General features: G+C 49.2%; 13 protein-coding genes. 7 read left to right on the forward strand and 6 right to left on the reverse strand.

Annotated elements, in window-relative coordinates; all coding sequences use genetic code 11:
• Nucleotides 1-3: 3 nt before the first annotated feature.
• The 3 genes from HPS55_RS14205 to HPS55_RS04840 all read right to left on the reverse strand — a co-directional run bounded on the left by HPS55_RS14205 (nucleotide 4) and on the right by HPS55_RS04840 (nucleotide 5,014).
• Nucleotides 4-2,187: a rhamnogalacturonan lyase gene (locus HPS55_RS14205; RefSeq protein WP_253945838.1), complete on the reverse strand. Its 2,184-nt coding sequence runs from the start codon at nucleotides 2,185-2,187 to the stop codon at nucleotides 4-6.
• A 1,170-nt stretch (nucleotides 2,188-3,357) separates the two neighbouring features.
• Complete coding sequence (locus HPS55_RS04835; protein ID WP_172176959.1) at nucleotides 3,358-3,669, reverse strand: MGMT family protein; 312 nt, start codon at nucleotides 3,667-3,669, stop codon at nucleotides 3,358-3,360.
• Between the two features lie 67 nt (nucleotides 3,670-3,736).
• Nucleotides 3,737-5,014 carry an ATP-binding protein gene (locus HPS55_RS04840; RefSeq protein WP_172176961.1) on the reverse strand — a complete coding sequence of 426 codons (1,278 nt, stop codon included), beginning with the start codon at nucleotides 5,012-5,014 and terminating at the stop codon, nucleotides 3,737-3,739.
• A 320-nt stretch (nucleotides 5,015-5,334) separates the two neighbouring features.
• Here HPS55_RS04840 and hflX point away from each other — a divergent pair, with 320 nt between their 5' ends.
• From hflX to HPS55_RS04855, 3 genes are all read left to right on the forward strand, one after another.
• Nucleotides 5,335-6,585, forward strand: coding sequence for a GTPase HflX (hflX, locus tag HPS55_RS04845; protein ID WP_172176963.1), 1,251 nt, complete (start codon nucleotides 5,335-5,337; stop codon nucleotides 6,583-6,585).
• On the forward strand, nucleotides 6,575-8,431 hold the full coding sequence (locus HPS55_RS04850) for a DUF4954 family protein (protein WP_172176965.1): 1,857 nt from the start codon (nucleotides 6,575-6,577) through the stop codon (nucleotides 8,429-8,431). The genes hflX and HPS55_RS04850 overlap by 11 nt, the downstream gene beginning before the upstream one ends.
• Before the next feature lie 186 nt (nucleotides 8,432-8,617).
• Nucleotides 8,618-11,521 carry a M16 family metallopeptidase gene (locus HPS55_RS04855; RefSeq protein ID WP_172176967.1) on the forward strand — a complete coding sequence of 968 codons (2,904 nt, stop codon included), beginning with the start codon at nucleotides 8,618-8,620 and terminating at the stop codon, nucleotides 11,519-11,521.
• A 117-nt stretch (nucleotides 11,522-11,638) separates the two neighbouring features.
• On the opposite strand, the gene HPS55_RS04860 is transcribed toward HPS55_RS04855, so the two are convergent.
• The gene (locus tag HPS55_RS04860; RefSeq protein ID WP_172176968.1) at nucleotides 11,639-12,082 is read right to left on the reverse strand and encodes a copper resistance protein NlpE; all 444 of its coding nucleotides are present in this window, start codon (nucleotides 12,080-12,082) and stop codon (nucleotides 11,639-11,641) included.
• A gap of 429 nt (nucleotides 12,083-12,511) precedes the next feature.
• Between HPS55_RS04860 and HPS55_RS04865 the strand changes: the two genes are divergently transcribed.
• From HPS55_RS04865 to HPS55_RS04875, 3 genes are all read left to right on the forward strand, one after another.
• A complete protein-coding gene (locus tag HPS55_RS04865) occupies nucleotides 12,512-14,161 on the forward strand; it encodes a fumarate hydratase (protein WP_172176970.1) in 1,650 nt (549 codons plus the stop codon).
• A 189-nt stretch (nucleotides 14,162-14,350) separates the two neighbouring features.
• Nucleotides 14,351-14,935, forward strand: a complete 585-nt coding sequence (locus tag HPS55_RS04870) for an HD domain-containing protein (RefSeq protein ID WP_172176972.1) — start codon at nucleotides 14,351-14,353, stop codon at nucleotides 14,933-14,935.
• A gap of 538 nt (nucleotides 14,936-15,473) precedes the next feature.
• Entirely contained in the window at nucleotides 15,474-18,563 is a 3,090-nt protein-coding gene (locus HPS55_RS04875) for a leucine-rich repeat domain-containing protein (RefSeq protein ID WP_172176974.1), read from the forward strand.
• 220 nt (nucleotides 18,564-18,783) lie between these two features.
• Here the strand turns inward: HPS55_RS04875 and HPS55_RS04880 are convergent, their stop codons facing one another.
• Nucleotides 18,784-19,326, reverse strand: coding sequence for a beta-class carbonic anhydrase (locus HPS55_RS04880; RefSeq protein WP_172176976.1), 543 nt, complete (start codon nucleotides 19,324-19,326; stop codon nucleotides 18,784-18,786).
• A gap of 388 nt (nucleotides 19,327-19,714) precedes the next feature.
• On the opposite strand from HPS55_RS04880, the gene HPS55_RS04885 reads away from it, so the two are divergent.
• Entirely contained in the window at nucleotides 19,715-20,188 is a 474-nt protein-coding gene (locus HPS55_RS04885) for a GNAT family N-acetyltransferase (RefSeq protein ID WP_172176978.1), read from the forward strand.
• 373 nt (nucleotides 20,189-20,561) lie between these two features.
• On the opposite strand, the gene HPS55_RS04890 is transcribed toward HPS55_RS04885, so the two are convergent.
• The gene (locus tag HPS55_RS04890; protein ID WP_172176980.1) at nucleotides 20,562-21,854 is read right to left on the reverse strand and encodes an aminoacetone oxidase family FAD-binding enzyme; all 1,293 of its coding nucleotides are present in this window, start codon (nucleotides 21,852-21,854) and stop codon (nucleotides 20,562-20,564) included.
• Nucleotides 21,855-21,867 lie beyond the last annotated feature (13 nt).

The following is a 21,867-nucleotide window of genomic DNA, read 5'->3' on the forward strand; positions in this document are numbered from 1 at the left end:
CGTTCATTTCAGGAATTCCACGACCGTATTGTCTGGACCGAGATAAAATCCTGTCCACGGCGGCTGGTTGTACGCCACATTCTCCGTGGCCACGCCAAGACGATATGGTATGTCTTCCATAAGACAGTTGATGCGGTAGTCGGTAGGTATGGGCGACACGTATATGCGCAACTCGCTGCTGTCATCGGTGCGGGTGACGACCTCCTCACGCCAGTCGCCGAGTATATCGGCACTGACACAGGGGTTTGACTTGGTGCCGTTGTTGAACTGACATCCGTCAAACTTCACTATCGGATAAACCTTTCCCGTGGTCCAGTCATACTTTGATACTGTGGCATGATCGAGCATCTCGCGCAGCAGGTCACCGTCCCACCATATACCGAAATTGGTAGGCAGACGCATACCGCGCATATACAGAGCCGTATCGTCCGAATTGGAAGAGTCCTGATTGTCATTTTCAGATGCTTTCTTGACTGCCGGCTTGGTCGGCTTTGACGCTGCTCCGTCAGAATGGCCTTCAGCGTTACGCTGTGACAGAGGCTTCAATATCTCACCTTTTATCGTCCTTATCCCCTTGCTGTCTGAGCTCCACATCTCCAGTCCAGGGTTTGTCGGGTCAATATCGGCAGCCATGCAGCGGCCGACATCTATACCGCTCTTTATCTGGAAGAGTATCTTGCCCGTCGCGGCATCGCGCAATTCGCTGCCGTCACGTCGGTTTTCATGACAGTCCCACAACTGCAAACGGTCGGACGAAGGGTCAAATACAGTCAAATGCATAGCGTCGCCATGCCCCATACCCGTATTATATAATCCCGTGCCGTCATTATCTACAGCCATCGAGCCGTATATAATCTCGTCGCATCCGTCACCATCTACGTCGGCTATGCGTATGTTGTGGTTGCCCTGCCCGGCATAGCTGCGCCAACGCTCGTCGTCGGTGTCAAAGGTCCATCGGTTTTTCAGTTCCTTTCCGTCCCAGTCCCATGCCGCAATGACGGTGCGGGTGTAGTATCCGCGACAGAAAATGCCGCTCGCCCTACGACCGTCAAGATAGCCTACAGCGGCCAGATAGCGCTCCGAACGGTTGCCACGTTCGTCGCCCCACGCCCTAAGCTCGCCACGTTCGGGAACATAATCCACCGTTGCCATGGCCTCACCCGTCAGTCCGTTGAACACCGTGAGATATTCCGGTCCGTCAAGTATGCGGCCGGACTTTGACATGATTCCGGGCCATTGGTAGCGGTTGGCGTTTCTGTTGGCATTGCCACGTCGGTTCCGCTGCTGTCCGCGTCGGTCTTGCTGTCCTTTCATTTGTCCCTGCCGCTTTACCTGCCGGCTGTCACGCTGCCTGCCGTTCTGCCATTGCTTGCGCATCTTCTCGCGTTCTGCGGCCTCCTTCACGGCATAGGTACGGTTTTCCTCGAAATGTTCCATAGCCTCCTTTATTCCATACCGCCAGTCGGCTTTGGCGTCACCGATAACCTTGCCACGCCCGTCAACAGTGCCGTCGGCTGTCTTTACCATCATCTCGGCACGGCCGTCACCGTCGAAATCATATACCATAAACTGCGTGTAGTGTGCACCTGCACGGATATTCGGTCCCATATCGATGCGCCACAGACGCTCACCGCTGATACGGTAGCAGTCGAAAAGTACCGGACCTGTAAATCCGTCGTGCGAATTGTCGTGCGCGTTAGACGGTTCCCATTTCAGTATTATCTCGTATTGTCCGTCACCATCGACATCGCCCACGCTTGCATCGTTGGCCGAATACGTGAATGCACGGCCATCGGGTGTGATGCCTCCCTCCGGCTTGTCGAGCTTTATCGGCAGATAGCCGACCGGAGCATCGGCCCTGAGAGTATAGATGCCGTTACGGCTGCCGCCGCGAATCTCGTATGTCACGTCGCCCCCGCCTGTGTTCCTGTCGATGAAAAACGTACCGCCTTCGGTGAGCGGCTTGTCGTTCAGCTTCACTCCGTTGCGGTATATGTCGAACGGTTCTCCCTTACGGTCGCTCATCAGTGTGCGCCACGTAACCACGGCCGAGCCGTCCGATTGTCGCAAAGCCACAATACCACGATCAAGCCTTTCGCGGCTTATCCGTTTCATGTCATAGCGCGGCTGGCACCACGATGCCGTAAAGGCGAGTGCGGCAACGGTTGATAAAAGTATCTTCTTCATTATTTATTAGTAGATTGTTTTTATATATAATAATAGATGTGGCCGTGTGCCACCCTCCTATTTGTTTTGACGCATTGAATACGGAAAGGTTTAATGTCGGTTGAATTTATCGATATGTTTTCTAATATCCATATTGATTGTATTCCAAAAACACTGTAATTTTGCAGAGAATTTTGAATAAACAATAACAAGGTTAGTGCTGCAGAAAAAATAGTTCTGAGCTATTAAGTTGGTCAACAAAATTAAACTACATAATCGTCCGGATATAGAGTGGATGCGCCTTGAAAAGGCAACAAGCACATAGCCCGGGGCAGAGCGAAGCGGCACCCCGGGAATCAAACACCGACACTCCGCGCCCTGCAAGGGCAAAAGCATAAAAACATACAATATATAAACTGTAAATACCTGATAATTAATGCTTTTGCCCTTTCTGGGCGAGTGTATACAATCGTGTTGTTCCCGGGGTGCCGCTTCGCTCTGCCCCGGGCTGTGTGCTTATTGCCCCGTTGGGGCGCGTTATAGTTTAATACTGTGACTAACTTATATATTATTTGACTATGATTTTAGAAATGAACGACAAGTTTTGGACACCCTATCCGTTGGACACGTTCTGTCCGGACACGTTCTGTCCGGACACGTTTTGTTCGGAGGATGATATAGTTTAATTTTGTTGACAAACTTATCCGTATAAGGTTGACTGTTTTTATTTTTAGAGAATATCATGTCATATGTCTTGATAATTCCGAATTTCGCACATCACGAAATAGAAACGGAAATGCACCGGTTTCTCGTTTCCGGCTCTGCTGAATCGCCAAAATTCCATCAAAGTTCTGCCGTAAAGGCCTTATTGGGTTGCCATAACGGCCTCTTTACCCTCCCATTACGGCCTCGTTGCAATGCAACTACGGCGCCGTTGCAACCTCGGGAGGCCCTTACGGCAAAACCCGCAAAGCAAAAATGAGGTGATTTTATTGCACACTTACGTTACAAACACGACTATACCTCTGATAGACAGGCTATTAAAGATACACGCTCAAAACTCGCATATTTGCACAAAAAAAATATTCTGTCGAGAATTTGCGAGTTTTACGGGCTATAGGTAAAGTATTTTCAGTACAAACATTTGATGATGTTCCAACATATCCGCAATGCCTCATGCTTGTACTGCTCCTACAGTAACTGCCAACGACACGCTTTCATGTCAACGAAACCGGATTTCCGGAACACCACCCCCTCGACTTCGAGCAATGCCTGTTGCTGCGGCCAGCACGGGGCCGTGCGCCCTTGGGAGTTGACGACACGCCACGCCGGAACATGATGTCCGGCCGGCAATGAAGACAAGGCACGGGCCACAAGGCGCGAATGGCAAGGATAGCCTACGAGCCGTGCCACATCTCCGTATGTGAGAACCTTGCCCTCGGGTATATGACACACCACCTCGCAAACTTCCTTATAAAACTGTTCGATGTCAGGTCTAAGCATTAATACCGGTATTTCAATTTCCAAATGGCGGTCAAAACCGTCTGTCTGCCGAGCAGCCTGGCTGCAACTAATCTTTCAGACATCCCACGGGAACAACATACACCCCATCTTCGCGCCGATAGGCATAAAAGCCTACCGCTGTAAGCACCATAAGGAACGACGGCTGTTTCATTCGGCCGGTATCTATCTTGCCAGAAAGTTCCTTTAATGTCTTTACTCCTTCATTTATCAAATCGTCCCCCCCGAGCTTGATTTCCACAAGTCCGTATGAGCCGTTTCGGAGATGCACCACCGCATCACACTCCAGTCCATTCCTGTCTCTGAAGTGATAAACACGCCCGTTAAGAGCCTCGGCATACACCCGCAAGTCCCTCACACAGAGCGTTTCGAATATCAATCCGAATGTATTCAGGTCGTTGATAAGGTCGGACGGGCCCAGTCCCAAGGCTGCCGTTGCTATCGACGGGTCGGTGAAATAGCGGGTATCCGACGTTCTTATAGCCGACTTTGAGCGCAGATTCGGATTCCACGCCTCCGAATCCTCGATTACGAATATCTTCTTCAGTGCGTTTATATACGATGCTATCGTATCTTCGGCAAACGAGTCGGACTCGTTTGCCATCAAGTCGGCTTTGATAGTGCCATAAGAAGCCTGCGCCCCCTGATGGCGGGCATACGAACGCAGAAGCCGATGGGTGCGCGCCGGGTCGCGGCTCACGCCATCGACCATCGATACATCGCGCTTTTCCACTGCATCGATATAATCGAAAGCCTGGTCGAGAGCTATGTCACCGCTCATGTTTACGGCCAACGGCCATCCGCCACGGCATGCGAGAAAAGCCATCTTTTCAAGGTTCATCGACGACATCCCGCCTATAATCTCGGGGGTAGTAAACAGCTCTGCCAGCGACACTTCGCCCGTTGATTCGCCTGATTCCCACAACGACATAGGCCGCATGCGCAACCATCCAATCCGCCCCGTGCCGGAATGAACGACCTCACTCATGTCGGCCGGAACCGACGAGCCTGTAAGAATGAACAATCCCAAATGCGGACTGTGGTCGGCCTCGAACCTTATACTGTCCCACAGGGCCGGTGCCACCTGCCATTCGTCTATCAGTCGCGGTTTGTCGCCCTGCAGCAATATAGCCGGATTTATCTTGGCCAACTGCTTGTTCTGCTCCACCTTTCCCGTTTCAGACATATAAAGAACGCTCTTGGCTATCTGTTCGGCGGTTGTTGTCTTGCCGCACCATTTGGCACCTTCAAGCAACACGGCGCCCTTGCCTGCCAATTTGCGGGCAAGAAGTCGGTCGGCTATTCTATTTTTATATGCTTTTTTCATCTTCTTATGCTGTTTACAGCGGCAAAAATACAACTATTTTTTCATCCGAACAAATATTTTTGAAGATAATTCGGCCGTTTGACGTAATTTCGTTCGGTCATTTGACGCAATTTCGTTCGGTCGTTTGACGCAATTTCATTCGGCTATTTGACACAATTCTGTTCGGCTATTTGACGTAATTTCGTTCCGGCGTTTGACGCGATTCCGTTCCACCGTCTGGCATTTTGCAACGCTGTGTAACAATAAATACATATATATCTTGTGTAATTCGCGGTAAATCGTTAATTTTGTGGCGAATTATATATATTAATGTATATTGGATGAAAGAATTTGTAATATCCGAAGCAAAAACAGAAACCGCCGTGCTCGTCGGCCTGATAACCAAAGACCAGGACGAGGCCAAGACCAAAGAATATCTCGACGAACTGGAATTTCTGGCCGATACCGCCGGTGCCGTCACCGTGAAACGATTTACACAGAAGGTGAACGGACCGAGTTCGGTAACATACGTAGGCTCCGGAAAGCTGGAAGAAATAAGACAATACATAGAGGCAGAGGAAGACGCCGAACGCGAAGTGGGCATGGTGATTTTCGACGACGAACTGTCGGCCAAACAGATACGCAACATTGAGAAAGAACTGAAAGTGAAGATACTCGACCGCACAAGTCTGATACTCGACATATTCGCCATGCGGGCACAGACGGCCGAGGCCAAGACACAGGTAGAGCTGGCACAACACCGCTACATGCTGCCGCGTCTGCAACGCTTGTGGACCCACCTCGAGCGTCAGGGCGGAGGCTCGGGAAGCGGCGGCGGAAAGGGAAGTGTAGGTCTGCGCGGACCGGGCGAGACACAGCTCGAAATGGACCGCCGCATCATCCTGCAGCGCATCACACTGCTCAAACAGCGCCTTGAGGAAATCGACAAGCAGAAGACTACGCAGAGGAAAAATCGCGGACGCATGATTCGCGTGGCCCTTGTGGGATATACCAATGTGGGAAAGTCGACGATGATGAACCTGCTGTCTAAGAGTGAAGTGTTTGCCGAGAACAAGCTCTTTGCAACGCTTGACACGACGGTCCGGAAGATGGTGATAGACAATCTGCCGTTTCTGCTGGCCGACACAGTGGGTTTCATCCGAAAACTGCCCACCGACCTTGTCGACTCTTTCAAGTCGACACTCGACGAGGTGCGCGAGGCCGACCTGCTGGTGCACGTGGTTGACATTTCGCATCCCGACTTCGAGGAACAGATAAAAGTGGTGGAGACGACACTTTCCGAGTTAGGCTGTGCCGACAAACCGTCGATGATTGTATTCAACAAGATAGATGCATATACATGGGTGGAGAAGGACGACGACGACCTGACGCCGCCTACGCGCGAAAACGTGTCGCTCGACGAGCTGAAAGCAACATGGATGGCCAGGATGGCGGACAGTTGTCTGTTTATCTCGGCACGCGAGAAACAGAACATTGACGAACTTCGCGACGTGCTATACAAGCGCGTACGCGAACTGCATGTGCAGAAGTATCCGTACAACGACTTCCTTTACGAAAATTATGAGCAGTAATCCCGATACCATCCCCGACGGATATCGCAGTCTGACCCTCGACGAGATAAGCTCTCTCGAGAAAAGCGGATGCCACGCAGAAGACTGGGGAGACATCAGCGTGGCGGCCGACTTCACACCGGAACGCATAACCGGTGTGTCGTTCTTCGGCAGCGTGTGCCTCGGAATATTCGACAAGAGGATAGAGACGGAAGAAGGATTCCGGCGCCCTACCGGTATACACAATGCCGTTCTGCGCGACGTAACCGTGGGCGACAACTGTCTGATAGAGAACATCGGATGCCATATCAACCGCTACGACATAGGCGAGGAATGCTACATAGCCAATGTTGGACGGATGACAACCGACGAGGCTGCGACCTATGGCGAGATGAACATAATACCGGTGATGAATGAGGCGGGCGACGGCAACGTCATCATCTACGACGGACTGACATCGCAAATGGCGGCATTCATGGTGGCCCATGCCTCCGAACGCGATGTGTGGCCGGCACTGAAATCGGCCGTAAAGAGACTCACCGACGGTCACCAGCGACAACGGGGCATGATAGGCAGCAGGGTGAAGATAGTAAACACACAAGAGATAATCAACACCATCATCGGCGACGACTGCGAGGTGAGCTGCGCATCGCGGCTGAACGAATGCACACTGACGGGCAATGACAATGCCGGCATATACATCGGCAACGACGTAATATGCGAGAACACCGTGATTGCGGCAGGCGCATCTGTACTCGGCGGAGCAAAGACCGACAACTGTTTCATCGGTGAGGCCTGTCACATCGGAAAAGGCTTCTCGGCCGAAAACAGTGTGTTCTTCGCCAACTCATACATGGACAACGGTGAGGCTTGCGCGGCTTTTTGCGGCCCGTTCACCGTCAGTCATCACAAATCGACACTGCTCATCGGCGGCATGTTCTCATTCTACAACGCCGGTTCGGGCACCAACTACAGCAACCATGCCTACAAGCTCGGCCCCATACACCACGGTACATTGGAGAGAGGGGCAAAGACGGCAAGCGGAGCACATCTGCTCATGCCGGCACATATAGGGGCATTCTCCATGCTTATGGGCAAGGTGCAGAATCATCCCGACACGCGCGACCTGCCTTTCTCCTACATAATAGCCTCCGGAGACACCACGTTCGTCGTTCCGGGACGCAACCTTGTAACCGTGGGAACATACCGCGACACGGAGAAATGGCCCAGACGCGACATGCGGCCGCGGACAAACCGCACCGCCATTGTCAACTTCGACTGGCTCGGTCCCTATACCATACAGGCTGTGATACGTGGAAAACATACGCTCGAAAAACTGAAGAAAGAGCAGGGCGAGGACGCTGCAACATACGTCTATGGCGGATGCACAATACGCAACAGCGCCCTGCAAAAGGGCATCAAATATTACGACATGGCCATACGCCTGTATATGGGCGAAGCCGTACGCGACCATTTCTGCGAACTTCCCGAAAGCAGCATCGGCACCGGCGAATGGACAGACATGGCCGGACTGATGGTTCCGGAAAGCGAAGTGTCGCTATTGGCAAACGAAATAAGCAGCGGAGCCGTGGACGATATCCAGACTATTGAAGAGCGTTTCGGCACGATGCACGCCAACTACGATACTTACAAATGGAACTGGACTTACAGTGTAATCCTCGACTACTTCGGCCTCGACACTCTTACCGAAGACGATATTATAAGCATAGGCAGGGAATACGAGACAGCACGCCGCGAATGGCTCGGTGCCATCCGTCACGATGCAGAACGGGAATATGCATTGGGAGACATGGACGAAAATCTGCTTGGCAGCTTTCTGGCAAAACTTGAACAGGAACAGATATGAAACTGTATGTCTATAGATAGTTTCCTTATGTCAGAAAGAAACGCGATATACATATCATACTGACCATTTTACACGAATAAACATGAAATAATGCAATTTTTCATTTGTCTTGTTGATAGAAAACATTAACTTTGCAGACAATTTAGATTAAACTTATAAAAAATCAATAAAACAATAAACAGCACAATGAGGTTAAAAACATTTATTACAACCTGTATGTTCACGGCTGCCGCACTTACGGCACAAGCCAAGGACTACAAGTATCAGACCGTTGAAGGCGACCTGATGAACACACGCATCTACACACTCGACAACGGACTGAAGGTCTATCTTTCGGTCAACAAGGATGCACCGCGCATACAGACTTACATAGCCGTACGCACCGGAAGCCGGAACGATCCGGCCGAGACAACAGGACTGGCACACTATCTGGAACACCTGATGTTCAAGGGCACAAAATCGTTCGGTACAACCGACTACAGCAAGGAGACTCCACTGCTCGACGCCATAGAGGCACGCTACGAAACATACCGCAAACTCACCGACCCGCAGGAACGCCGGACGGCATATCGGGAGATTGACAGCCTGTCGCAGTTGGCCGCACAATACTTCATCCCCAACGAGTACGACAAGATGATGGCATCTATAGGTGCAGAGGGCACCAACGCCTACACGTCAAACGACGTGACATGTTACACGGAAGATATTCCGGCCAACGAAGTCGAGAACTGGCTTAAGGTGGAAAGCGACCGCTTCCAGAACATGGTGATACGCGGTTTCCACACCGAACTCGAGGCCGTATACGAGGAGTACAACATTGGTATCGCGAAAGACAGTTACAAGATGTATGACGCCCTTTTTGAACTTGCTTTCCCCGGACATCCCTATGGCACACAGACCACAATCGGTACGCAGGAACACTTGAAGAATCCTTCGATAACAAACATCAAGAACTACTTCAACCGTTACTATGTGCCCAACAACACGGCCATCTGCATGGCCGGTGACATGAACCCCGACGAGGTGATAGTCTTGATAGACAAGTATTTCGGCACATGGAAACCTAATCCCGCCCTCTCACGTCCGGAATATCCGGCGCTGAAACCGCTGACGGCAATCAAAGACTCTACCGTAATAGGTCAGGAGGCAGAGAGGCTGATGATGGCATGGCGGTTCAAGAATGCTGCCGATGCACAGGCAGACACGCTCGAAGTCATATCAAAAATGCTCGCCAACGGCAAAGCCGGACTGTTTGAGGTGAATCTGGAACAGAAGATGCTGAGCGGTGGCATAGGAGCTTTCTGCTACGGACTGACAGACTACTCCGGATTCGTTGTCAGCGGGCAGCCTAAGGACAACCAGACGCTCGAAGAGCTGCGCGGACTCATACTCGGCGAAATGGACAAGCTGAAAAGCGGCGACTTCTCGGACGATCTGCTGCCGTCTGTAATCAACAACATGAAACTTGAGTACTACAAGAACTTGAAGCAGAACGACTACCGTGCCGACGCTTTCGTAAGCGCATTCGTCAACGGAGAGCAGTGGGCCGATGTTACTGGCAAATACGGACGTATAGAGAAGATGACCAAACAGCAGATTGTGGATTTTGCCGGCAGACACTTCGGTGACAATTTCGTTTGTGTATACAAGAAAATGGGCAACGACACCACACTCAAGAAGATAGACAAGCCGCAGATAACGGCAATACCCACCAACCGCGACCTGAGCAGCAAGTTCCTTATGGAAATAACCAACACTAAGACCGAACCGATACAGCCGCGATTCATTGATTTCAAGACAGACATGACTGTTTCGAAAATTAAGAACCTGCCGCTGCTATACAAGCACAACAACGAGGATGATCTCTTCACTTTGGCTTTCTGCTACGACTTCGGAACGGAAGACGTAAAGGGAATAGATCTCGTGGCCGACTATCTCTACTACATCGGCACCGACAAGAAGACATCGGCTGAAATAAAGCAGGAGTTCTATAAACTGGCATGCAACTATTCGCTTTCCGTCAGCCAGAACACATTGTGGGTATACCTCAACGGTCTCAACGAGAATCTGCCAAAAGCCCTCGCTCTGTTTGAAGACTTCCTGAAGAACGCAAAGGGCGATGCCGAATCGTACGAACAATATGTCAACCTGCTGAAGAAGAACCGCGATGACCAAAAGACCAACCAGAACTACAACTTCGCCTATCTGCGACAGTACGGACAATACGGGCCTTACAACCCCTACCGCAACACTCTGAGTGAAAAGGAACTGCGCGAAGGCGGGGCACAGATGTTGCCGGATATGGTGAAAAACCTCAATTCAATGGAACATACTGTGATGTACTACGGCCCATACACAGAGAAACAACTGGCCGCACTCATCACCAAGACCCACAAGACACCGAAGAAGCTCGCTCCCTTACCCTCGGGAAAGAAGTATGCCATGCAGCCCACTCCGAGCAACGAGGTATACATAGCACCATACGATGCAAAGAACATATACATGGTACAGTTCCACAACGAAAACCGTCCGTGGAATGTAGATGAAGCTCCGGTAAAGGCTGTATTCAACGAATACTTCGGCGGCAGCATGAACGGCATCGTGTTCCAGGAACTGCGTGAGGCCCGCGGTCTGGCGTACAGCGCATCCGCCTATTACCGCGAGCCGTGGCGCAAGACGGAGCCGGAATCATTCTACACATATATCATATCACAGAACGACAAGATGGGCGACTGTATCAATGTGTTCAACAATATAGTGGACACCATCCCGCAGTCACAGGCCGCTTTCGACATAGCCCGCCAAAGCATCACCAAGAAACTGCAGAGCCAGCGCACACTCCGCGAGAACGTACTCTATGCTTACTATTTCGCCAAACAGCGCGGCATAGACTATGACATCGACGAGAAGATATACAACGCCCTACCCTCGCTCACAATGAACGACATCGTCAAGTTTGAACAGCTGAACATGGCACACAAGCCGTATAGATACATAATACTCGGCGACGAGAAGCAACTCGACATGAAGTTGCTTGAGAAAATCGGCCCTGTAAAGAGACTGACAACAGAAGAGATTTTCGGATATTAATCAGACAGAAAGGCATTCCATACGATTTAACCGGAATACCTTATTATACTATCAAGAGCGGCAGTACCTGTTCCAATGGTACTGCCGCTCTTGATGATATGGAATGATTGGTCTGTATCACTGCTTTTTAAGAATATAGTATTCTGCAAGTTCTCCCTTGGTAATCATTCCTGTGCTGTCTGACAGTGCAATCGCTCCGTCAAGAATCTTATAATAGGTCCTGTACCCCGAAGACGGAGTTATAAGTTCTATAACGTCTTCAGCCACAATATTATAAACTCCGCTTTCCTCAAACACGGCGTCTTTCTTGCCAAGATATTCGCTACGCAACTCGTATGTCGTATCTCTGTTAATCTTAAGTCGGGTTTTTATACCGCCACAGTCTGCACATGGAAGCGTACCGGTATACGTTCCGTAAAAATCGGCCGGTAACACTTTGGCCTTATTTGTTTCAACCACAGCGGCTCCGTCTTTGTTATAGCAACACGACTTATTCCTACACCCGCTACAACCTACGACTGCCATTACGGCAATACCTGCCAATAAATAAAATCCTTTCATACCTTATGAGTTTTAATTAGTTGATAAAAATAAACAGCGCGTTTTCCCGTCATGACAAGCCCAAGGCAAATTCGCCCGTCTCATTCGTCCTGACGTGAAACGTTCATAATTCCGTTGCAAATTTAATGCTTTTCCACAACGTCACTCCAATTATTATCTTATCTTTCCTAAATGCGAATACAAATAATCTTAATGTTGCAGACAGGTTGCAAATTATTATAAAAAAACACGATCTATAACCGACGGTTCATAATCTGTGCAGCTATATTGCAACGTCAGATAGAAACGAACGCCACATCATAATAACGCCGCAGAGCAAGGCTCATGTTTCACATTTTTACGCATTTTATACATATATGGAGCCGTATATCGGAAAAAAATCATAACTTTGCAGTCACGACATTAACATATAACAATATATAACTTATTATGGCAACAACACCCGAATTCAAGTACGCTCCTATGTTCCAGGTGGGCAAGGACGACACCGAATACCGCCTGCTCACTAAAGAAGGCGTGTCAACCGGCGACTTTGAGGGCCACGAAATCCTCAAAGTATCCAAAGAAGCTCTCACACTGCTCGCACAGCAGGCTTTCCACGACGTGGAATTCATGCTGCGTCGATCGCACAACGAACAGGTGGCACAGATACTCACTGACCCGGAAGCGTCGGAGAACGACAAATATGTTGCTCTCCAGTTCTTGCGCAATGCCGAGACGGCATGTAAGGGCGTGCTGCCTTTCTGTCAGGACACCGGCACCGCCATCATCCACGGCGAGAAAGGACAGCAGGTATGGACCGGCTTCGAGGACGAGGAGGCCCTGTCGCTCGGCGTATACAACACATTTACACAGGACAACCTACGCTATTCGCAGAACGCCCCGCTCAATATGTACGACGAGGTGAATACACGCTGCAACCTTCCGGCACAGATAGACATCGAGGCTGTAGAAGGCACGGAATACCGCTTTGTAATGGTGGCTAAGGGTGGCGGCTCGGCCAACAAGACATATTTCTACCCCATGACCAAGGCTACCATACAAAACGAGGGCACCCTGCTGCCATTCCTCGTGGAGAAGATGAAGAGCCTCGGCACAGCAGCATGCCCGCCTTATCACATTGCATTCGTTATCGGCGGAACATCGGCAGAGAAGAATCTGCTCACTGTGAAGCTGGCATCAATAAAGTATTACGACAACCTTCCCACCACCGGTGACGAGACCGGCCGTGCCTTCCGCGACATCGACCTCGAGAAGAAACTGCTCGTCGAGGCTCAGAAAATCGGTCTCGGAGCACAGTTCGGCGGCAAGGCCCTGGCCCACGACATCCGCGTAATCCGTCTGCCGCGTCACGGTGCAAGCTGCCCCATCGGTATGGGTGTGAGCTGCTCGGCCGACCGCAACATCAAGGCCAAGATCAACAAGGACGGTATCTGGCTGGAAAAGATGGACAGCAATCCAACCGAACTCATCCCGGAAGAAATGCGCAATCCGGGTGAAGGAACCACAGGTATAGTGATAGACCTCGACAAAGGCATGGATTCGGTACGAGCCGAACTGACCAGATATCCCGTCAGCACACGCGTGAACCTGAAAGGAACGATCATCGTTGCCCGTGACATTGCCCACGCCAAACTTAAGGCACGTCTTGACGCCGGTGAGGACATGCCACAGTACTTCAAGGACTATCCCGTACTCTACGCCGGACCGGCCAAGACTCCGGAGGGTTATCCCTGCGGCTCGATGGGGCCGACCACGGCCAATCGTATGGACCCCTATGTCGACGAGTTCCAGGATCATGGTGCCAGTCTTGTGATGATAGCCAAGGGAAACCGCAGCGACGTTGTTACCGAGGCTTGCCGGAAACACGGCGGATTCTATCTCGGCACCATCGGCGGTGTGGCTGCCGTATTGTCGCAGAGCAGCATCAAGAGCATCGAGTGCGTTGAATATCCGGAACTGGGCATGGAGGCTATATGGAAAATCACAGTCGAGGACTTCCCCGCATTCATACTTGTAGACGACAAGGGTAACGACTTCTTCAAGCAATTGAAGCCGTGGACACCGTGCGCTAAGTAAAGGGAGGCCCCCTATAATCCCCCAAGGGGGATGTGCTGTGTCAAAATATTAATATTGCACAGTAGGGACATATTCTTGGATTTGTCCGCAAAATATATATCTATATATTATATAAACGGACAAATACAAAAATATGTCCCTACATATGAACTGAACCACCCTCCATTCACAAACAAACCATGTGCACTTATGAAAGACAAGTTTGTATCTCTGCTCAACGCCACAGGACGTCAAGGCATCAACAGCGTGATAACATATCTGGAAAAGGTTGGCTTCTTTGAGGCCCCGGCATCAATAAACCGCCATCTGAGCTATGAGGGCGGGCTCGTGGAGCATTCGCTCAACGTATACCGCATGGCGATGATGCTACGTGAACAGATGATACTGATGAAGCCCGACACAGCCGAACAGCTCACCAAAGAAAGCATCACCATAGCTGCGCTACTGCACGACGTGTGCAAGGCCAACATATACAAACAGGCAAAGAAATGGCGCAAGGACGAACAGAACCGCTGGGAGCAGTATGACACATACGAGGCCGACTACTCGCGCTTTCCACTCGGCCACGGCGAGAAATCGGTGATAATGCTGCTGCGCCTCGGCCTACAGCTCACCAACGACGAGGTGCTGGCCATTCGCTGGCACATGGGGGCTTGGAACCTCCCTTTCCAAAGCTACGAGGACAAGTGCAACATATCAGAAGCAAGCGACCATCCGCTCACTGCCATCATCCAGGCAGCCGACGGTCTGGCCACGCATATTATGGAGAAATAGACCGCTTTTCAATCTATTTATATCGCTGTATTAGATTTTATTCGTATCTTTGCAAACGTATGGCCACTGCTATGCGGACAGTGTCGCGTACATCCCTCCGGACAGCAGCCGTATGCGGTGGGTATTATATACCATGCCATAGATAACCGAAGTTTAAATAAAATAAACAATTTAAAAGAAAGAAAGGAACAAACAAGGAAAGAAACGGAAAGATAAAAGATATCGGATTATAATATAGGATATACTGAGCGTTAGCTTTTATTCTCACAGTAGAAAATCGCCAATTAACTCTTGTAGAGAATCAAACACAGCTAATAAAAGTAAACACTCGCCCTGAAAAGGCGTGGGTTTACTGGTTGTGTTTGATAGGCGTTTGGCGATGCCTCTACTGTGGACAAGTAAAAAACCACGCCTTTATCTCTTTTGTTTATGCTGTTCAAGACGAAACAGCCCGATGAAAAACTCAGACTACACCTATTTTTATTTACCAAGACAAAAGTTGCACACAACAACTTGCGTCGTTTAAAAACTAATTCGTATGAATAAGACGAAATTACTATTTTCAGTCATTGCTCTTTTTACGGCATTGACGGCACATTGCCAAAAATTCTCTGTCGGTGATTTGAATTTCACCATTCTTGATGCCGATGCCCGCACAGTACAGCTTAGTGGTGGAGGTACCACAGACGACACGCTCCATATCCCGGGGACAGTGGAAAATGAAGGAGTGACATATACAATCACTTCAGTAAATCTAAGGTTGAACAGATTTTCACCTCTCGGTAAGAATGTCACTACGATAACAGTGCCAAAGACCGTGACGGAAATTGTGAGTATAGGCGGACAGATTATAAAAAACATACTCTTCGAGGAAGGCTCTCAGCTGGCTACCATTAAAGAGAGGGCCTTCAGTAACTGCAGCAGGATGGACAGCATAACGTTTGAAAACTGCCGCCAATTGAAAACCATAGGCACCACAAAATATTACAGTAGCAGTAGCAATGGTGTATTCCATGTAAACATCAAGAAAGTAGTGCTGCCGGAAAGCGTTAAGTATATAGGAGACCATGCTTTCACCGGCACACAAATAAAAGAACTCACACTGTCAAACTTAAAGTATTTGGGAACGAGTGCGTTCAAAGACTGCGAATCCCTGCAAAGCATCAATATACCCGAAAATATAGACACAATCAGGTCAAGAACTTTCGAGGGATGCATAAGTCTGACGGAATTAAAGCTCCCCTATGGTTTAGAGGTGATAGAAAACAGTGCGTTCAACGGAACGGCAGTAAAAGAGTTTGTGCTACCTGAGAATCTCAAGGAAATAGGTTCTAACGCCTTCCGCAACACTACCATCTACCCCACCGGCGCCATACCGGCAGAACTGTCAAGCCATGCCTTTGAAGACCATGTGGACGTAATCATAAAAGACCTTGCGCTATTGGACGCATACATGAACGCTCCAGTGTGGAGCGACTATGTGAAAGGCCCGGAGTTTTGGGCCTACAACGTGAAATATCGTTTCCAAACGAGCACCACAGCAATTGTTTGCGATGTTACAGGTTCTTCTGTAACGATTCCGGATACCGTAAACTACGAAGGATACCGTCTCGCTGTTACAAAAATCGAAGACTATAGTCTCAATTACCAGTGTCGTGAAGTTTACATAAAAGCGAAAGTGACCACAATCGGACAACAGGATTTCACATTCTTCGGACGTGGAAGTGAATTATCGAAAATTGAATTACCCAACACTCTGCAACGTATAGAAGAAAAAACTTTCTGGTGTTGTAAGAAACTAAAAAGCATTGATCTGCCCGACAGTATATCATATATAGGTCCCCAGGCTTTCGCAAATAGCGGAATAGAGAACTTCACCGCACCCAAAAGTCTGACCGGAATAAACGTTGAGGTATTCGCATCCTGTAATTCACTGAAAATAGTGACGCTGCACGATGACATAACATATATCGATGTACAAGCTTTCAGTTATACCGCCATTGAGAGTATCAAACTGCCGAAAAATCTTCTCACACTCGATAGCGAAAGTTTTAGTAATTGCAAGAATCTGAAAGAGCTGACATTGCCTGCCGGCATCAAGAACATTGAACTTAGTGCCATTGGCGGAACGGCAATCACCGAATTGCGCATTCCACACACGATAAATAACATTTACAATTCCTTTACCTTCAATAACTATTCTTCGGCAGACAGCCTCAAGAACATATTCATCAACGGCGGCACCAACCCTAAGTATTTCGACATTGACGGTGTTCTATTCAGAAACCTAAACGAAAAAGACCCGCAGTACAATCCGGACACAGAACAGCAATACAAGCTGCTGTGCTATCCCGCCAACCGCGACGCGGCCGAATATAACGTGCCCGCCGGTACTACCGTAATATCGTCATCAGCTTTCCAAAAATCTTCCGGCAACACGGCATTCTTCCCCTTGAAAAAAGTTGTTCTGCCGGAAAGCGTAACAGTGATCGAGCCGTATGCCTTTGCCTATAACCCACAGTTTGAAAGCGTCAATCTGCCGGAAGGACTGACAAGGATTGAGGATTATGCTTTCCGTAGCGACCTACGACTAAATAATGTGCGTATACCCAATACGGTGAATTACATAGGCAGCATGGCCTTCAACATCACCACCGTGTTTATCGATGCCATCGAACCTCCGACATGTCGTGACCAATCACCACTCCAAACAACTTTAATATGCGTAAAGCCCGAGGCCTTAGAAGCATACCGCAACCATGAAGTATGGGGAAAGTACCGTAGAATAGAATGCGACGTTCACAATATCAACGGGCTTATATATGTGGCTCATGGCAGCACCGACGCAGAACTTGCCGGCTACGTCACCATGCCAGACAGCACTCTCAACATCCCTCAGACGGTAACCATCGACGGCACACAGATGAACGTGACAACAATAGGTGACCAGGCGTTGGTGAATGCAGCTACCACAGCTATAAACGTGCCGAGGACAATGGAGAACATAGGCACAAACAGTTTCACCGGGTGCTACGAACTGACATCGGTGAACATTGCCGATGCAAAACTGCAAATGCCCAACTTAACCCTATTGCCCAAATTACATGAAATAACCATCGGCAACAACAACGGCCATCACACTCTCATCAACGGTGTACTCTACAACAAGACGGCAAACACACTTCAGGTTTATCCTTATGCTTTGGATTGCGAAACATATGTTCTACCCGAGAGTGTAAACACCATTGAAGAGTATGTACTGATGCATTTTTCCTATAACAACAAAGATCTCTTAAATCTGAAAGCACTGGTTTCGTTGGCCACCACACCTCCGGATTGCCATACCGGATTCAACTTCTCCAGATTGGACAACACAACCCTATATGTACCGAAAAATTCGATGGAAGCATACCAAACAGCTCGCGGTTGGAACAACTTCCAAAACATCATCGGTCTGACCGAAGAGGAAATCAACGCCATGCTCACTGGCATAAAAGGCATTGAAGCAGACAATGCCACGACAAATCCCGACGGCAACGGCACGTTACATACCCTCGACGGTCGGTGCACATCCACGCCTGCCAAAGGTCTTTATATACGTAACGGGAAGAAGGTGATAGTACGATAAACAGTCCTTTCCAAAAAGACAATACGATAAAACAGCAATAAAGAGAAACAGGTTCTTTGCAACGGATATAATATACCTATTATACCCATTGTTGCAAAGAACCTGTCTTTTCTTATTTGTGGCCCTAACGGCAAGGCTATGGCCAGGTTGAAGGTATTATCTACAAACTGAAAGTATACTCCGGCAAACAGAATTATGCCTCAGCAAACGGAGTTATACATCAACAGACAGATGTCAGCTCTCCCGTAACCGAATCGATGATGAATCCCCGCACGTTGACATCTTTCGGCACGAGCGGATAGTTGCGTATGCAGTCCACCGTCTTTCGTACCGATTCATCCGTATCGTGGAATCCTTCGAGCCAATGATCGAGATCGAAACCGCAACGGCGAATTGTCTCAAGCGTCTCTTCCGTGATGCCGCGTTGTTTCATCAGGGCTATCATCTCTCCGCCGTCCATATGGCAGGCTCCGCAAGTGGTATGGGCTATGACCATAATCTCGTTCACACCAAGTTCATAGATAGCCACGAGGAGGCTGCGGATATTGCTGTCAAAGGGATTGAGTATTGTTCCACCGGCATTCTTTATCAATTTTGCATCACCATTCCTGATGCCCAACGCAGCAGGCAGAAGTTCTGTCAGCCGAGTGTCCATACAGGAAAGTATGGCAAGTTTCTTGTCGGGATACTTGCTCGTCACATACTTCTCGTATCCCTTTTCCGCCACGAACTGACGATTGAATTCCAATATTTCGTTTATCATAACAAGTATAAACTATTTTAAATTTTCACCGGTTTTACTTAACCGGTTGGCAAATAAGTTTTCAGCTAATTATTCAAGAAACAGATGTATGACTATTCAGCAACTCTGCCAAAATCCAGCCTTTTGCGTTGCCATGTTGTCAAACAACTCTTTTCTGCAAAGGTATAACAATTATCTGAAATGACAATACATGGCATATGGATTTCTTCATTTCACATTTACAAACAGTTCTTTGAAAAGGTTGCAATTTCATGAATTATAGCTACCTTTGCAAGTGAGCACCAAACCAACAAGCACAAATGCAATTGCAAGATCTATTCCTTAAAACTGTCTTGCTGTTGGGATTATTTGTAAGTTGATAAAATCATTTCTTAATTTGTAAGCATCTATGAACGAACAATTCTCAATCAGGGCAGCTCGTCAATCTGACGCTGTTGCGATAAAAGATTTATTTCAAAATACAGTACTTACGGTCAACAGGCTGAACTACTCGCAAGAGGAAGTTGAGGATTGGGCTTCATGCGGAAATGACATTTCCCACATAGAAGACATGATAAATACACATTACTTCATAGTTGCAGTCAGTCAAAAGTCGCAGATTGTAGGTTTCTCGTCCATTACGCTTAAAGGCTATTTGCATAGTATGTTTGTCCACAAGGATTTCCAAGGGAAAGGTGTGGCTACGGTTTTGCTAAATGAAATAGAGCGATATGCAACTGCCGTGGGAATTAAACGGATAATGTCCGAAGTAAGCCTGACCGCCCGTCCTTTCTTTGAGAAAAGAGGATTTGTAGTAGAAAAAGAACAAAAATACAAGGCCAACAAACTCTCCTTGACAAATTTTGTGATGACAAAAGGATAAGATTGTCCATACCATGCAGTGTTATAGTCAGGCTCTCAAATATCTTTACTTTAACATGTGTTAAACGGTATCACAATGGTATTTCTCAGCAATGCCCCCGAAAACCGCGATTTTCGAGTCAAATGGGAAGTACTGATAATCAGCATGTTACACCCAAGCGGCTTTGTCAAGAAAGCAGAGAGGGCCGTTTGGCATTGCAATAAGGCCGTTATTGCATTGCGACGGCGGCCTTATTGCAATGCCAAACGGCCCTTACGGGAGTGTCGGGAGGCCCTTACGGCAAGTTGAACATGCAAAAAACGTGTGTCAAGAAAGCAGAGAAGGCCTCCCGGCTTTTCTATTTCGAGAAAAAAGAAAAGTTAAAATTTCAGAATTAACAAGACAAATTACTCACAGCTCTTGCCACTACATAGCCCATTGACCATGCCGCCTGAAGATTGAATCCGCCGGTAATGGCATCCACATCAAGCACCTCACCGGCAAAGTACAATCCCGGGTGAATGCGGCATTCCAGCGTACGAGAGTCTACCATATCGAGCGACACACCACCGCAGGTGACAAACTCCTCCTTGAACCGGTTCTTGCCATCCACACGATAGCGGCTGTTCACGAGCGTGTTTACCAACCGGTTCATGCCCTTGCGGCCCATTTCGGCCCACCGCATAGCCGGATTGAGCGCACTGCTGTCCAGCAGATACTGCCACAAACGCGCGTTAAACTGCTGAGGATACAGAGACGACAAATGTTTCTGAGGATGCCGCACCGCCAACTCCATTACCGTCTCTACGGCCTCCGCCTCGCTGGCGTCTCCAAGCCAGTTTATACTCAGTTCGGCCTTGTAGCCGCCATCATGCAACAAACGGGCAGCATAAGACGACAACTTGAGTATGGCCGGACCGCTCATGCCCCAATGGGTAATGAGCAACGGTCCCGAGGCACGCAATTTTGTTCCGGCCAATCCGGCTGTGACGTTATCAACCACAGTGCCTGTCATCGCTGTAATACCGCTTTCAGGAAGACACAGACTGAACAGCGACGGCACCGGACTCACCGTCTCCACGCCCAGCGAACCGAGCATGCCGAATCCGGATGCCTTCGGGCTTCCACCCGTGGTGACAATCACCACGTCGTAATCCGCTGCCACCTCACTGCCATCCGGCTGTCCGGCCCTGCCGGCCACCACCGTGTAGCGTGGCGCTGCCGGCCCGTCACCATGCTGAGCAGCGTCGGCAGCGTGCATAGCAGCTACAGGCCGTATGTCCACCACCCTATGCCCCGTGAGCAGCTTCACCCCGCGGCTGTGCATCAGCCGCGTTAGCGTGCCCACAATCTCCATGGCATCCTGCGACTGCGGAAACACACAACAGTCGTATTGCGTTACCAGACGCACGCCCTCGTGCTCAAACCACTCATAGGTATCCTCATGGCTGAACTCCCTCAGCAGGCGTTTCATCAGCCGATGACCGCGGGGGTATACCGACTCCATACTCCTCACGCCCTCAAAAGAGTTGGTCAGGTTGCAGCGCCCTCCGCCCGTGACAGACACCTTGGCGAGCGGCTTGCGTCCGCTCTCATACACGGTGACATGAGCCTCGGGGCGCATTTTTTTCAAATTCACAGCAGCGAAACATCCTGCCGCTCCGGCACCGACAACAGCTACCTTCATATAATGCTAACGA

This window comes from Xylanibacter rodentium (genome assembly GCF_013166575.1).
Lineage (GTDB): Bacteria > Bacteroidota > Bacteroidia > Bacteroidales > Bacteroidaceae > Prevotella > Prevotella rodentium.

Bases quoted from the DNA above. Each gene is read 5' to 3' on its own strand.
- HPS55_RS14205 (WP_253945838.1), bottom strand. From the start codon at position 2,187: ATGAAGAAGATACTTTTATCAACCGTTGCCGCACTCGCCTTTACGGCA.
- HPS55_RS04890 (WP_172176980.1), bottom strand. From the start codon at position 21,854: ATGAAGGTAGCTGTTGTCGGTGCCGGAGCGGCAGGATGTTTCGCTGCT.
- HPS55_RS04875 (WP_172176974.1), top strand. From the start codon at position 15,474: ATGAATAAGACGAAATTACTATTTTCAGTCATTGCTCTTTTTACGGCA.
- hflX (WP_172176963.1), top strand. From the start codon at position 5,335: ATGAAAGAATTTGTAATATCCGAAGCAAAAACAGAAACCGCCGTGCTC.
- HPS55_RS04860 (WP_172176968.1), bottom strand. From the start codon at position 12,082: ATGAAAGGATTTTATTTATTGGCAGGTATTGCCGTAATGGCAGTCGTA.
- HPS55_RS04885 (WP_172176978.1), top strand. From the start codon at position 19,715: ATGAACGAACAATTCTCAATCAGGGCAGCTCGTCAATCTGACGCTGTT.
- HPS55_RS04855 (WP_172176967.1), top strand. From the start codon at position 8,618: ATGAGGTTAAAAACATTTATTACAACCTGTATGTTCACGGCTGCCGCA.
- HPS55_RS04880 (WP_172176976.1), bottom strand. From the start codon at position 19,326: ATGATAAACGAAATATTGGAATTCAATCGTCAGTTCGTGGCGGAAAAG.
- HPS55_RS04865 (WP_172176970.1), top strand. From the start codon at position 12,512: ATGGCAACAACACCCGAATTCAAGTACGCTCCTATGTTCCAGGTGGGC.
- HPS55_RS04850 (WP_172176965.1), top strand. From the start codon at position 6,575: ATGAGCAGTAATCCCGATACCATCCCCGACGGATATCGCAGTCTGACC.
- HPS55_RS04835 (WP_172176959.1), bottom strand. From the start codon at position 3,669: ATGCTTAGACCTGACATCGAACAGTTTTATAAGGAAGTTTGCGAGGTG.
- HPS55_RS04840 (WP_172176961.1), bottom strand. From the start codon at position 5,014: ATGAAAAAAGCATATAAAAATAGAATAGCCGACCGACTTCTTGCCCGC.
- HPS55_RS04870 (WP_172176972.1), top strand. From the start codon at position 14,351: ATGAAAGACAAGTTTGTATCTCTGCTCAACGCCACAGGACGTCAAGGC.